At 69.9% G+C, this 13,242-nt stretch carries 13 protein-coding genes and 1 tRNA gene; 4 read left to right on the plus strand and 10 right to left on the minus strand.

Going from position 1 to position 13,242, the window contains the following annotated elements:
* Positions 1-88: 88 nt before the first annotated feature.
* Both A7B20_RS13715 and A7B20_RS13720 read right to left on the minus strand, forming a co-directional pair.
* Positions 89-165, minus strand: a tRNA-Pro gene (locus A7B20_RS13715).
* 14 nt (positions 166-179) lie between these two features.
* Positions 180-1,184 carry a DMT family transporter gene (locus tag A7B20_RS13720; RefSeq protein ID WP_102109157.1) on the minus strand — a complete coding sequence of 335 codons (1,005 nt, stop codon included), beginning with the start codon at positions 1,182-1,184 and terminating at the stop codon, positions 180-182.
* Positions 1,185-1,316: 132 nt separating this feature from the next.
* Here A7B20_RS13720 and A7B20_RS13725 point away from each other — a divergent pair, with 132 nt between their 5' ends.
* The gene (locus tag A7B20_RS13725; protein ID WP_245866923.1) at positions 1,317-1,811 is read left to right on the plus strand and encodes a DUF421 domain-containing protein; all 495 of its coding nucleotides are present in this window, start codon (positions 1,317-1,319) and stop codon (positions 1,809-1,811) included.
* A gap of 3 nt (positions 1,812-1,814) precedes the next feature.
* Here A7B20_RS13725 and leuB read toward each other — a convergent pair whose 3' ends face one another.
* The 6 genes from leuB to A7B20_RS13755 form a co-directional block, all read right to left on the minus strand.
* The gene (gene leuB, locus A7B20_RS13730) at positions 1,815-2,921 is read right to left on the minus strand and encodes a 3-isopropylmalate dehydrogenase (RefSeq protein ID WP_102109158.1); all 1,107 of its coding nucleotides are present in this window, start codon (positions 2,919-2,921) and stop codon (positions 1,815-1,817) included.
* A 75-nt stretch (positions 2,922-2,996) separates the two neighbouring features.
* Entirely contained in the window at positions 2,997-4,127 is a 1,131-nt protein-coding gene (locus A7B20_RS13735; protein WP_342747263.1) for an endonuclease/exonuclease/phosphatase family protein, read from the minus strand.
* The gene (locus A7B20_RS21610) at positions 4,124-4,963 is read right to left on the minus strand and encodes a hypothetical protein (RefSeq protein WP_342747262.1); all 840 of its coding nucleotides are present in this window, start codon (positions 4,961-4,963) and stop codon (positions 4,124-4,126) included. Before A7B20_RS21610 ends, A7B20_RS13735 begins: the two co-directional genes overlap by 4 nt.
* Positions 4,964-5,234: 271 nt before the next feature.
* Positions 5,235-5,840, minus strand: coding sequence for a 3-isopropylmalate dehydratase small subunit (leuD, locus tag A7B20_RS13745; protein ID WP_102109160.1), 606 nt, complete (start codon positions 5,838-5,840; stop codon positions 5,235-5,237).
* A 75-nt stretch (positions 5,841-5,915) separates the two neighbouring features.
* A complete protein-coding gene (gene leuC, locus A7B20_RS13750) occupies positions 5,916-7,340 on the minus strand; it encodes a 3-isopropylmalate dehydratase large subunit (protein WP_102109161.1) in 1,425 nt (474 codons plus the stop codon).
* A 228-nt stretch (positions 7,341-7,568) separates the two neighbouring features.
* On the minus strand, positions 7,569-8,531 hold the full coding sequence (locus A7B20_RS13755; RefSeq protein ID WP_102109162.1) for an L-threonylcarbamoyladenylate synthase: 963 nt from the start codon (positions 8,529-8,531) through the stop codon (positions 7,569-7,571).
* Positions 8,532-8,648: 117 nt separating this feature from the next.
* Between A7B20_RS13755 and A7B20_RS13760 the strand changes: the two genes are divergently transcribed.
* Together A7B20_RS13760 and A7B20_RS13765 are read left to right on the plus strand one after the other, a co-directional pair.
* Positions 8,649-10,349 carry an acyl-CoA dehydrogenase gene (locus A7B20_RS13760; RefSeq protein WP_102109197.1) on the plus strand — a complete coding sequence of 567 codons (1,701 nt, stop codon included), beginning with the start codon at positions 8,649-8,651 and terminating at the stop codon, positions 10,347-10,349.
* Positions 10,349-11,386 carry an MBL fold metallo-hydrolase gene (locus A7B20_RS13765; protein ID WP_102109163.1) on the plus strand — a complete coding sequence of 346 codons (1,038 nt, stop codon included), beginning with the start codon at positions 10,349-10,351 and terminating at the stop codon, positions 11,384-11,386. Before A7B20_RS13760 ends, A7B20_RS13765 begins: the two co-directional genes overlap by 1 nt.
* Positions 11,387-11,503: 117 nt before the next feature.
* Here the strand turns inward: A7B20_RS13765 and A7B20_RS13770 are convergent, their stop codons facing one another.
* Positions 11,504-12,280: a class II glutamine amidotransferase gene (locus tag A7B20_RS13770; protein WP_102109164.1), complete on the minus strand. Its 777-nt coding sequence runs from the start codon at positions 12,278-12,280 to the stop codon at positions 11,504-11,506.
* 21 nt (positions 12,281-12,301) lie between these two features.
* On the minus strand, positions 12,302-12,520 hold the full coding sequence (locus A7B20_RS13775) for a DUF6356 family protein (RefSeq protein ID WP_102109165.1): 219 nt from the start codon (positions 12,518-12,520) through the stop codon (positions 12,302-12,304).
* A 254-nt stretch (positions 12,521-12,774) separates the two neighbouring features.
* Between A7B20_RS13775 and A7B20_RS13780 the strand changes: the two genes are divergently transcribed.
* Positions 12,775-13,236, plus strand: coding sequence for an Lrp/AsnC family transcriptional regulator (locus tag A7B20_RS13780; protein WP_102109166.1), 462 nt, complete (start codon positions 12,775-12,777; stop codon positions 13,234-13,236).
* The last annotated feature ends 6 nt before the right edge of the window (positions 13,237-13,242 follow it).

Below are 13,242 nucleotides of genomic sequence, written 5' to 3' on the forward strand. Positions count from 1 at the left end.
GAATTGCGTGTCACCCGCACGGTCGCGGTCAGGCGCACCCCCCCGGGGTGCGCGGGGTGAAGGCTGTACGAGATGCGGAGAAATCTTCTGGTCGGGCAGAGAGGATTCGAACCTCCGACCCCCTGCTCCCGAAGCAGGTGCGCTACCAGGCTGCGCTACTGCCCGACCGTGGGTGCGTGCTAAGGCTTCGGCGGGGATTTGGCAAGGGCCTGATAACCCGGAGCCGCACGTTCTGCCCTCTCGCGCAGCATCGCCGCGATCCGCGGGGCCGAACCGACCTCGCGCGGGGAGCGGTTCTGCATCACCGGCATGAAGACCGAGCCACCGGCCCGCTCGCGCAGGAGGATGTAGAGGCCGCTTGCGATGATGATTCCCGCGCCGACCCAGGTCAGGAGATCCGGCGTCTCGTCGAAGAACAGGAAGCCGTAGCCGGCCGCCCAGATGATCTGCGAATAATGCATCGGCGCGACAACCGCCGCGTCGCCGCTGCGATAGGCGGCGATCATCACCAGACCGGCGACGAAGCTGAACACGGCGATGATTCCCACGAGGCCCAGATGCTCGAACGGCATCGGCTTGTAGACGAAGGGCAGGATGCAGGCCATCACCGCGAAGTTGGCGATCATCGGGTACAGCATCAGCACCGCGCTGCGCTCGTCCCGGCCGATCTTGCGCACCACGACCGAGGCGACGGCGCTGCCCGCCATGGCCGCCACCGCCGACAGGTGCCCGATCGACAGGGGCGAGGTGCCGGGCCGCAGCACGACGAAGACCCCGACCAGACCCACCAGGATCGCCCCCCAGCGGTGCGCGCCCACCTTCTCGCCCAGGATCGGGATCGACAGGACGGTGATCAGCATGGGCGCGGCGAACAGGATGGCGTAGGTCTGCGCCAGCGGCAGCACCGAGAAGGCGTAGAAGGCGGAAAAGCCGTTCAGCACCGCCGCCCCGGTCCTGAGCGCCGTCCACCACGGGTGCACGGGCCTGAGCGTGCCCGAGGTCGTGTCGCGCATCAGCATCACCGTCGCCAGCGGGAAGCTGAACAGCACGGTGAAGAAGATCAGCTGGAACGGCGTGTAATGGGCGCCGACGATCTTCACCATGACGTCGTGCGTCGCGAAGATCCCGAAGGCCAGAAGCGCCAGCAGCGCGCCGCGCACGTTCGATTTCGCCTGTCCGACCATCTGTTCCCCGCCTGCCTGCCGCCCTTCGTTCTTTCCCCGCGCAACTGTGGCGTCAAGGCCTCGGGATCACGTTAAGGGGAACCCCGCCGAGGGGCTGCCGGTTGGTCCGGCAATGGGAAGGAAGGCACGCCCTTGGACTATCTTGATCCCCTCTGGAGAGCCGCCGTCGCCGTCGCCTTGGTCATCGTGCTGACCCGGATCAACGGGCTGCGCAGCTTTTCCAAGATGTCGGGGTTCGACTTCGTCTCGACCGTCGCCATCGGCTCGCTGCTGGCGACAACGCTGACGAGCGAGGGCAAGGCCTTCGTCGCCTCGCTGGTCGCCCTCGTCGGCATCTTCCTGGTGCAGGGCGCCCTGTCGCGGGTGCGCCGCCGCAGCGACCGCGCCGAGACGGCGCTGGACAACGAGCCGCTGCTGCTGATGCAGGACGGCGTGCTGCTGGAGCGGAACCTCGACAAGGCCAACATCACCCGCTCGGACGTGATGGCGAAGCTGCGCAAGGCCAATGCGCTGGACCTCGGCCGCGTGCGCGCGGTGGTGCTGGAGACCACCGGCGACGTCAGCGTGATCCAGGGCGATGCCGCGGACGGCATCAGCCCCGAGGTTATGGCCGACGTGCGGCGCTGAGCCTCAGAGGCTCGCGTCGAGCGCCGCGATCACGGCCTGGCCCATCTCGACCGTGCTGGCCGAGGTGCCGTCGCCCGACTGCATCAGGTCCGCCGTGCGCACCCCGTCGGCCAGCACCTTCTCGACCGCCTTCTCCAGCCGCGTCGCCTCGTCCCCGAGGTCGAAGGAATAGCGCAGCGCCATGGCGAAGGAGAGGATGCAGGCGCAGGGGTTGGCCTTGCCCGTCCCGGCGATGTCGGGGGCCGAGCCGTGCACCGGTTCGTACAGCGCCTTCGGCCGCCCGTTCGCCATCGGCAGCCCCAGCGAGGCCGAGGGCAGCATCCCGAGCGAACCGGTCAGCATCGCGGCGAGGTCCGAGAGCAGGTCGCCGAACAGGTTGTCGGTCACGATCACGTCGAACTGCTTGGGCCAGCGGGTCAGCTGCATCGCGCCCGCGTCGGCGTACATGTGCGAAAGCTCCACGTCCGGGTATTCGGCATCGTGGATCTCCTGTACCACGTCGCGCCACAGCACGCCCGACTCCATCACGTTGGCCTTCTCCATCGAGCAGACCTTGTTGCTGCGCTTGCGCGCCAGCTCGAACGCCGAGCGGGCGACGCGGGCGATCTCGGACTCGGTGTAGCGCTGGGTGTTGATGCCCACCCGCTCGTTGCCTTCCTTGATGATGCCCCGGGGCTCGCCGAAATAGACGCCCGAGGTCAGCTCGCGGATGATCATGATGTCGAGGCCCGACACGATGTCCTTCTTCAGCGACGAGAAGTCGGCCAGCGCGTCGAAGCACTGGGCGGGGCGCAGGTTGGCGAAGAGGTCCATCTCCTTCCTCAGCCGCAGCAGCCCGCGCTCGGGCTTCACGCTGAAGTCCAGCTTGTCGTACTTCGGCCCGCCGACGGCGCCCAGCAGCACCGCGTCCACCTCCTGCGCCTTCGCCATGGTGGCGTCGGTCAGGGGCGTGCCGTGGGCGTCGTAGGCGCAGCCGCCCACCAGATCCTCGGAGACGTCGAAGCGGATGCCGCGCTTCTCGCCGAACCAGTCGATGACCTTGCGCACCTCGGCCATGACTTCGGGACCGATGCCGTCGCCGGGCAGGATCAGGAGGGAGGGGTTGGACATCGAAACGCTCCTTGCAGATTTCCGCCACGGCGTATCCCGCGGGGGAAGCCTGGTCAAGCGAGGGGCGGGGGAGGCTCAGGGGAGAGGTTCGAGATCCATCCAGACCATGCGGTGGCGCGAGGCGGCGTTGCCGTCCGCGCCGAAGAGGGCGGGATCGGCGCGGGACGCGGGGGGCCAGAACACGCCCGCGCCGCGCACCGCCAGATCGCGCGAGGGCAGGATGTAGTCGACCCGCAGGTTCCCCGGCCCCGCCGCGTCGTCGTCCCAGTCCGCGGTGTCCGCGGCGGGGTCGCCCCGGTGGGCCGCGTTCGCACCGCCCTGCCGCTCCGCCGCCTCGGCGCCGCCTTCGGAGCGGGGCACGGGATCCTGAAGCCGGGCATGGCGCAGGAGCGCGCGCAGCGCCTCGGGCCGACCGTCCCCGTCGAGGGTGTCGAGGTTCGCATCGCCGATCAGGACCAGCGGCCCCTCCGGCGGCGGGTCGGGCCCCTGCCCGTCGAGATGGCGCAGCCAGAACGCCGCCTCGTCGTGGTTGCGGCGGCCGTTGCGATCCTCCGGCCCGTCGAAGACCGGCGGACTGGCATGCCAGGTCAGAAGGTGCAGGACAGGGCCACCCGGCAGCGCCACGGCGACGTCCCAGTGCGCCACGGAGGACAGCCGCTGGACGGCGAAGGCGGCGGCCGAGGGAAACGGCACCGCGCCAAGCCGCGGCGGAAGGGCGCCCGCCAGGTCGCGCCAGAGCGTGCCGGTGTATTCCCGGCTTTCCTCCGCCACGATCGGCCAGCGCGACAGCACCGCCATGCCCCCCTGCCCCGGGAACCGACCGTAGCCCTGGGCATCCCCCGGTCCGCCGGGCCGCCCGTCGCCGTCCAGGTCCAGCCCCGTCGCCAGACCGCTGTTCGGCCGGGCGGCGAAGCGGTGGGGATACTCCGCCCCCGCCGCACGGAAGGCATCGGCCAGCGCGGAAAGGGTGCGCCCCTCGAGATCCCAGTCGATGCCCTGGAGGACGAGGATGTCGGGGGCGATGCGGCCGACGATCCCGGCGACGGCCCGCACCTGCGGATCGCGCCCCGACAGGATGTCGCGCAGCAGAAGGCCCGGCCCCGCGCGGGCGAGTTCGGTGTTGAAGGTGGCGATGCGGAAGGGATCGGCCCGAAGCGGCAGCGCCGCCCCAGCGAGCCACAGCAGCAGCAGGGCCCGCAGGATCAGGCGGGCAGCAGGCCCGCGTCGGTCATCGTGACCTGCTTGCGCTTCTGCGCGATCATGGTGGCGAGCCTGCTCATCGCCATGCCGCGCATCATCAGGGACGCGGGAAGAAAGGCCCATGCCGCCACCGTCCAGATCATCGTCTGCGGACTCATCAGCGAGACCGAGTCGAACAGGGTGGTGGCCGAACTGACCGCCGCCGGCATCAGGAATGGCAGAAGGAAACCTAACACCACGTTAATGCGGGAATCCCGGCGCAGGCGGGACACGACGTCGCCGCCGGTGGTGGGATCGAAGGTGGGCAGGTTGATCCAGACGTTGAAGCTGCCGTTCTGCAGCGGCCAGCGCTTCAGCTGCACCACGAGGTAGAACACCGCAAGCGACAGCAGCGAGATCAGATAGGCGAGGCCCGCGGCGGCATGCAGAAGCTCGAGCTGCGCCGCGGGGGCGTCGGCGGGCAGCATCAGCACCGAGAGGCGCACCGGGCTGTAAGGAAAGTCGATCGCGTCGGCGATCATGCGGCCGACGGTCGTGACGAGCGTGCCGAGGGTCGAATCGTCGGTCACGCCGCGGGCCATGACCGACAGCAGGAACACGGTGACGAAGAGGCTGACGAAGCGGGTGCGGTTGAACGGCGGGGCGTCGCGGAACTCGAACAGGCAGGGATAGGCGGAGGAATATTCGACGAAGGTCAGCGCGGCGGCGAACAGCCCGATCAGCATCACGACCTGGGCGGAATCGGCGGACACGCCCGGCAGCAGAAGCGCCGGAGTCAGTATCAGCAGCAGGGTGAAGAAGCCCCGCAATGCCGCGCCCATGAGCCGCGAAATCACCGCCATACTACCTCGACGCGGACGGGCGCGATGCCTTGCCGCTCCCCTGGTCCGACCTGTTCTGGGCCTTTGTGGCCGCCTGCCTCATTGTTGCCCAAGTTTTGCCTACTTCCAGATTGCTTCTCAACCTGCTGTTAACCTTGACCTTTGTTTCGGGTCTTTTCGTGGATGAAGTGGTGCGGCTTTGCATCAACTCTGCAGCAAAAAAGGGGCACTCCGGCGGAATGCCCCTTAAATGCAGGTCCCGGAAGGGTCTTTGGCCCCGCGGGGCGAACAATCAGACCCAGGGTCGGCTCTGGCCTGCCCCGGCCTCGAAGCTGTCGATCGCGGCCCCCTTCTCGAGCGTCAGGCCGATGTCGTCGAGTCCATTCAGGAGGCAGTGCTTGCGGAAGCTGTCGACCTCGAACGGGATCACCTCGCCGTCCGAGGTGGTGATCTCCTGCTTCTCCAGGTCCACGGTCATCCGCGCGTTCTCGCCCTTCTCGGCATCCTTCATCAGGATGTCGACCTGCTCCTGCGGGAGCGGGATCGGCAGGATGCCGTTCTTGAAGCAGTTGTTGAAGAAGATGTCCGCGAAGGAGGGGGCGATCACGCAGCGGATGCCGAAGTCGAGGATCGCCCACGGCGCGTGCTCGCGCGACGAGCCGCAGCCGAAGTTGTCGCCCGCCACCAGGATCTCGGCGTTGCGGTAGGCGGGCTTGTTCAGCACGAAATCCGGGTTCTCGCTGCCGTCGGAGAGATAGCGCATCTCGTCGAACAGGTTCACGCCGAGGCCCGAGCGCTTGATCGTCTTCAGGAACTGCTTGGGGATGATCATGTCGGTGTCGACGTTGATCATGTCGAGGGGCGCCGCGACGCCGGTGAGCTTTTCGAATTTTTCCATCGTTCTTGTCCTAGCAGGGCACGGCGCGCGGGGGATCCGGGATCCATCCCGTGGCCGACCGTTACGGGCGGGTCTTCAGCCCACCGCCTCTTCGCTCATCAGCTCGCGCACGTCCGTCAGACGGCCCGTCACCGCGGCAGCGGCCGCCATCGCGGGGCTCATCAGGTGGGTGCGTCCGCCCCGGCCCTGCCGCCCTTCGAAGTTGCGGTTGGACGTCGCCGCGCAGCGCTCGCCCGGGGCCAACTGGTCGGGGTTCATGGCGAGGCACATGGAACAGCCCGCGAGCCGCCATTCGAAGCCGGCCTCGCGGAAGATGTCGGCCAGCCCCTCCTCTTCCGCCTGGGCACGCACGAGGCCCGAGCCGGGGACGACCATGGCGCGCATCCCGTCCTTCACCTTCCTGCCCTTCAGGATCGCCGCGGCGGCGCGCAGGTCCTCGATCCGGCCGTTGGTGCAGGAGCCGATGAAGACCGTGTCGATCTCGATCTGGTCCAGCGGCGTGCCCGCCTTCAGCCCCATGTATTCGAGCGACCGCTTCGCCGCGTCCACCTTGCCGTCCTTGAAGTCCTCCGGGGCCGGCACGGACGCGGTGATCGGCAGCACGTCCTCGGGCGAGGTGCCCCAGGTGACGACGGGCGCGATGTCCTCTCCGCGGATGGTCACGACCTTGTCCCAGTGGGCGTCCTCGTCCGAGAACAGGGTCTTCCACCAGGCCATCGCCGCTTCCCACTGGGCGCCCTTCGGCGCGTGGGGGCGGCCCATGCAATAGGCGAAGGTCTTCTCGTCCGGCGCGATCAGGCCGGCCCGCGCGCCGCCCTCGATCGCCATGTTGCAGACGGTCATCCGGCCTTCCATCGAGAGCGAGCGGATCGCCTCGCCGCAATACTCGATGACATAGCCGGTGCCGCCGGCGGTCCCGGTCCTGCCGATCACGGAAAGCGTGATGTCCTTGGCCGTGACGCCGGGCGCGAGCTGCCCGGTGATCTCGACCTTCATGTTCTTCGACTTCTTCTGGATCAGCGTCTGGGTGGCCAGCACATGCTCGACCTCCGAGGTCCCGATGCCGTGGGCAAGTGCTCCGAAGGCGCCGTGGGTGGCGGTGTGGCTGTCGCCGCAGACCACGGTCATGCCGGGCAGGGTCCAGCCCTGCTCGGGGCCGACGATGTGCACGATCCCCTGGCGGACGTCGGAGACGGGATAGTAGTGGATCCCGAAGTCCTTGGCGTTCCTGTCCAGCGCCTCGACCTGGATGCGGCTGTCCTCGGTCATCGTCGCGGCGTCGGCGCGGTCGAGCGTGGTGGGCACGTTGTGATCGGGCACCGCGATGGTCTTGTCCGGCGCGCGGACGGTGCGGTTGTTCATCCGCAGGCCCTCGAAGGCCTGGGGGCTGGTCACTTCGTGGACCAGGTGGCGGTCGATGTAGAGCAGGCAGGTGCCGTCCTCGGCCTCGTCGACCAGGTGGGCATCCCAGATCTTGTCATAGAGCGTCTTGGGGGACATCGGTCCTCTCCATTGGAAGTTCGGTCATGGGTGGGGGTCGCGCGGCACGCGGGCGGCGGCGGCGCGGAAACGTCTCAGGCGGCGCGGCATGGCCGGGCGAGCACGCTCAGCGTGGCGCCGAAGAAGCGCCACGGCAGGCGGGCGCGGTCGTCGAGATCGAAGACGGGTGTCATGGCGTGGAGATACAGGCTTGCCGCGAGTCCCGCAAGACGGGACGGAAGGGGCGGATCAGGCCGGATCCTGCGGACGCGGCGCGGCGGCGCGGCGCAGGCGGTCGTTGATCGCGCGGCCGAGACCCACCTCCGGGATCGGCGAGACGGCGGCGCGGGTCGCGCCCCGCTCGTCCAGAAGGCGCAGGGTATGGAACAGCGTCGCCGCCGCCTCGTGCAGGTCGCCCGAAGGCGACAGGTTCAGCGGCGCCGCGACGGGGCCGAACCCGATCAGCGTCTCGCCCGGATCGGGGGCGATCACGTTCAGGCGCAGATGCGCGGCGGGGGCATAGTGGGATTCCATCTGGCCCGGCGCGGTCAGGGGCGCGCCTTCGGTGCGCAGGGCGAGGGCACGGCCGAGACAGGCCTCGATGGCCTCGGACGGCAGGCCCCCGGGGCGCAGCAGCGTCGGTTCGGGATCGAAACCGACGATGGTGGATTCCAGCCCCACGGCGCAGGGCCCGCCGTCGAGCACGGCCGCGATGCGGCCCGAAAGGCCCTGCAGGACATGGGCGGCGCTGGTCGGGCTGACCCGGCCCGAGGGGTTGGCCGAGGGCGCGGCGACGGGCGTTCCGGCCGCGGCGATCAGGCGGCGCGCGAGGTCCGTGCCGGGCACGCGCAGGCCGACGGTCCCGAGCCCCGCCGTCACGCGGGGCGCAAGCCCGTGTCCGGGCTTCAGCGGCAGCACCAGCGTCAGCGGGCCGGGCCAGAACGCCTCGGCCAGGCGCAGGGCGTCCGCGGGGAACTCCGCCAGCCCGCGCGCCCGGTCCAGGCTTTCGACATGCACGATCAGGGGGTTGGTCTGCGGCCGGTTCTTCGCCGCGAAGATCGCGGCGGTGGCTTCGTCCGACCGGGCATCGGCGCCGAGGCCATAGACGGTCTCGGTCGGGAAGGCGACGAGCCGCCCCGCGGCCAGCAGCCCTGCCGCCTCGGCCAGCCCCGCATCGTCGGCCGCGAGGGTTCGGGTGTCGGGGTGCGGCATGGCGGTTATGACGCTGCGTTGGGGTTGCCGATCCGCACGCCGGGGACCAGACTTCGGGATGTCACAGGCTATATGGTCCGGCAGACCGAAAGCCAAGCCGGTTCCAAGGAGGAGACCATGCCCTATCGTGCGCCCACCCGGGAATTCTCGTTCCTGTTCGATCACGTCGTCGGGCTGGAGCAGGTCACGGCCACCAACCTCTTCGCCGAGGCGACGCCGGACGTGACCGAGGCGATCCTGTCGGAGGCGGGCAAGATGTGCGAGGACATCCTGTCGCCGCTCCAGCGGCGCGGCGACACCCAGGGGTCGCGGCTGGAGAACGGCGTGGTGCGCACGCCGGACGGGTTCGCCGAGGGCTACCGCGCGATCGCCGAGGGCGGCTGGATCGGCATGGCCGCCCCCGCCGAATACGGCGGCATGGGCCTGCCGATGACGATCACCACCGCGGTGAACGAGATGATGTCCTCGGCCTGCCTCGCGCTCCAGCTGAACCCGCTGATGACCCAGGGCCAGATCGAGGCGCTGGAGCACCACGCCAGCGAGGAGATCCGCGCGCTCTACCTGCCGAAGCTGATCTCGGGCGAATGGTGCGGCACGATGAACCTGACCGAGCCGCAGGCGGGATCGGACGTCGGCGCGCTCAGGACCAAGGCCGAGCCGAACGGCGACGGCACCTACAGCGTCACCGGGCAGAAGATCTACATCTCCTGGGGCGACAACGACTTCACCGGCAACGTCTGCCACCTGGTGCTGGCGCGGCTGCCCGACGGGGTGCCGGGCACCAAGGGGATCTCGCTGTTCCTCGTGCCGAAGTTCCTCCCCGACGACCAGGGCAACCCGGGCCGGCGCAACGACCTGAAGGTGGTCTCGCTGGAGCACAAGATGGGCCTTCACGGCTCGCCCACGGCGGTGATGCAGTACGACGGCGCGACCGGCTGGATGATCGGACCCGAGCATGGCGGGATGGCGGCGATGTTCACGATGATGAACAACGCCCGGCTCGGCGTCGGGGTGCAGGGGATCGGCGTGGCAGAAGGCGCCTACCAGCATGCGCTGGCCTATGCGCTGGACCGCAAGCAGGGCAAGGCCGCGGGCAGCGGTTCGATCGTCGAACATGCCGACGTGCGGCGGATGCTGACCACGATGAAGGCCGAGACGCAGGCGGCACGCTGCATCGCGCTCGCCTGCGCGGTCGCCATCGACATGGCAAAGGCCACGGGCGAGGCCGACTGGAAGGCGCGCGCCGCGCTGCTGACCCCGATCGCCAAGGCCTTCGGCACCGATACCGGCATCGAGGTGGCCGGCCTCGGGGTGCAGGTGCACGGCGGCATGGGCTTCATCGAGGAGACGGGCGCGGCGCAGTATTCCCGCGACGTGCGGGTGACGGCGATCTACGAGGGGACGAACGGCATCCAGTCCATGGACCTCGTCGCGCGCAAGATGATGGACGGGGGCGAGGCCGCCTTCGCCCTGATCGACGAGGTGGTGCAGGGCGCCGAGGCGGCGAAGGGCGCGCACAAGGCGCTGGCCAAGGCGGTATGGAACGCGGCCGAGACCCTGCGCGAGACGACCGAGTGGCTAGTCGCGCAGGAGATGCAGGACCGCTTCGCCGGCGCCGTGCCCTACCTCAAGGCCTTCGCGCGGGTGCTGGGCGCGCACTACCACCTGAAGGCGGCGCTGGCCGGGGATGAAAAGCGGCAGGCCCTGGCCGCCTACTACATCCGCCGCCTGCTGCCCGAACACCTCGGGCTGCTCGCGCAGGTGCGCGAGGGGGCCGAGGGTCTCTATGCGCTCTCGCCCGAGGACCTGGCGGCGTGATGGACGGGGGCGGCGCGCTCGGGTTTCCCTGGGCCGAGCCGCCCGCGGCGGGCGAGACGGTCGAGGTGGCCGAGGGCGTGCTCTGGGCCCGCCTGCCCCTGCCGATGAAGCTCGACCACGTCAACGTCTACGTGCTGGACGACGGCGACGGCTGGTGCGTCGTCGACACCGGATTCGGTACGCGGAAGACCCGGGCGATCTGGGAGACGCTCCTGGCCGGGCCGCTGGCGGGCAAGCCGGTGTCCCGGGTGCTGGTCACCCATCACCACCCCGATCACATCGGCCTTGCCGGCTGGTTCCAGGCGCAGGGGGCGGAGCTGATCGCGACGCGCACGGCCTGGCTGATGGCGCGGATGCTGGTGCTGGACGAGCAGCCCCTGCCGCCCCCCGAGACCCGGGCCTTCTGGAAAAGCGCCGGAATGGACCCGGCGGTGCTGGCGCAGCGGATGGCCGAGCGGCCGTTCAACTTCGCCGATGTGGTGGCGCCCCTGCCCCTCGGCTTCACGCGGATCCTCGAAGGCTCGGTGCTGCGGCTCGGCGGCCGGGACTGGGACGTCCGGATCGGCAACGGCCACGCGCCGGAACATGCGACGCTCTGGGCGCGGGAAGGCGATCTGGTGCTGGGCGGCGACCAGCTCCTCGCGACGATCTCGCCCAACCTCGGGGTCTACGCGACCGAACCCCTGGCCGACCCGGTGGCCGATTGGCTGGAGGCCTGCGAAAGGCTGTCCTCCTTCGCGACGGAGGAACGGCTGGTGCTGCCGGGCCACAAGCTGCCTTTCACCGGCCTGCCGCTGCGGATGCGGCAGCTGATCGGCAACCACCACGGCGCGCTGGCGCGGCTGGAGGCGTTCCTCGCCGTGCCCGCGACCGCCGCGGACTGCTTCGGCGTGCTGTTCAGGCGGCAGATCGGCAGCGCCGAGTACGGCCTCGCCCTGGTCGAGGCGATGGCCCATTGCCTGCACCTCTGGCATGCGGGGCGGGTGACGCGGGACCTGCGCGCGGACGGCGCCTGGGTCTGGGCGCGGCAGAGGTAGGATGGGTGATATCACCCATCCTACGGGAGTCCGGCCGATGGCTTCGGAAAGGCTTTCCGACCTCGCGCGGACGACAGCCGGAGCCTCTGCGACAGGCAGGGCCCGGCGGGGCTGCGGTCAGGCGGCGGCGAGGGCGGCGAACGGGCGTTCGGTGGCCTGGCCGTCGGCAAGGTCGAGCAGCACGCCTTCGGGGACGCGATGCCAGCGGTGGCGGTCGTCCTCCAGCGGCTCCGAAGCGATCGCGCGGCCGCCGTTGTCGAGACGGCCGGAGAGGTAGAGCGTGGGACACTGCCCGTCGCTCGCATGGCGGAAGGCGAGCAGGCGGTGCCCGTCGCTCAGCACGCAGGTCAGCCGCACCGGGCCGTCCGGCGCCTCGGGTCCGAGGGCGGACAGGGTCGCGGCGATGGCGCGGCCCGGATCGGTGTCGAGCCCGTTGGCGAGCAGCATCAGGAACACGAGCTCGCTGTCCGTGGTGCCGCGGCGGGCGTGGTAGAGCGAATCGGGCAGCGCCGCCTCGATCCGGCGGCGGATGCGGGCGATGTGTGGCACCTGGCCGTTGTGGCAGAAGGACCAGCGGCCATGGGCGAAGGGATGGCAGTTGGCCCGCGAGGTCTCGCCCATGGTCGAGGCGCGGATGTGCGACAGGAACAGCGGCGCGCGCACCATCCGGCAGAGCGAGACGAGGTTGCCGTCGGCCCAGGCCGGCAGCACGTCGCGGTAGAGGCCCGGCGTCTCGATCCCCTCGGCGTACCAGGCGATGCCGAAGCCGTCGCCGTTCACCGCGAGCTTCGCCTCGGTCGCGTGCTGGCTCTGGGTCAGAAGCGAGTGCGTGGGCCGCACGATGATGTTCTCGAGCGGGATGGCGGGGCCGGCATAGGCGGCGATGAGGCACATGGGGCGGTCGTCGCGGAGGCGCTAGCGGGCGGTGCGGTTCTCGATCCGCGCGTGCAGGCGGCGGATGGTGCGGCTGGCCGTCGTCTCGCAGAGCGCCGGGATCACGGCATGGACCAGCGCGGCCCCCGCGGCGAAGGCGAGGCTGCCCGCGAAGGCGGCGGCGAAGCGCATGTGCTCGAGATAGGTCTCGTCGACGTGGCGGGGATGGGCGAGGAACAGGCGGTCGAGGGTCTGGGACATGCTGCGTCTTCCTGGTGTGCTCGGGGTTTTCGGAAGGATAGGCGGAACGGTGGCGCGGACGGTCCCAAAGGTTCGGAAAGATTGCGGGCGCGTGGGGATGCAGGACTGTCTCTCTGGTCCTGGATGGGATATCATCCCGATGCGTGGCGCAGGGCTGGCTGGTGCGGACGCCTCCGGCGGGAGTATTTGGGCAAAGAAGAAGGCAGGGGTTGTCGGACGGTCGGCGGCGCGACAATCGGCAAGGGGAGGGACGGATGGGGCAGCTCGATGCCGTGGACCGGCGGATCCTGGCGGAGGTCCAGGCGGATGCGACGCTGTCGATGGACGCGCTCTCGGAGCGGGTGGGACTGTCGCGCAACGCCTGCTGGCGGCGGCTGCGGCTGCTGGAGGAGTCGGGAGTGATCCGCGGGCGGGTGGCGCTGCTGGATGCCGACCGGGTGGGCTGTCCGCTGTCGGTGATCGTGCTGATCCGCACCTCGTCCCACGATGCGGCCTGGATGGCGCGGTTCGATGCCGCCGTGCGGGCGATGCCGCAGATCGTGGGGGCGCACCGGATGTCGGGGGATCTCGATTACCTGCTGCGGGTCCGCGTCGCCGACGTGCCGGCCTATGACCGGTTCTACAAGGCGCTGATCGCTCGGGTGCCGCTGTCGGACATCTCGGCCAGCTTCGTCATGGAGGATCTGAAGGACACCACCGCGCTGCCGCTGGCCTGAAGCTCC

It is taken from the genome of Oceaniglobus roseus (assembly GCF_002869745.1).
Lineage (GTDB): Bacteria > Pseudomonadota > Alphaproteobacteria > Rhodobacterales > Rhodobacteraceae > Oceaniglobus > Oceaniglobus roseus.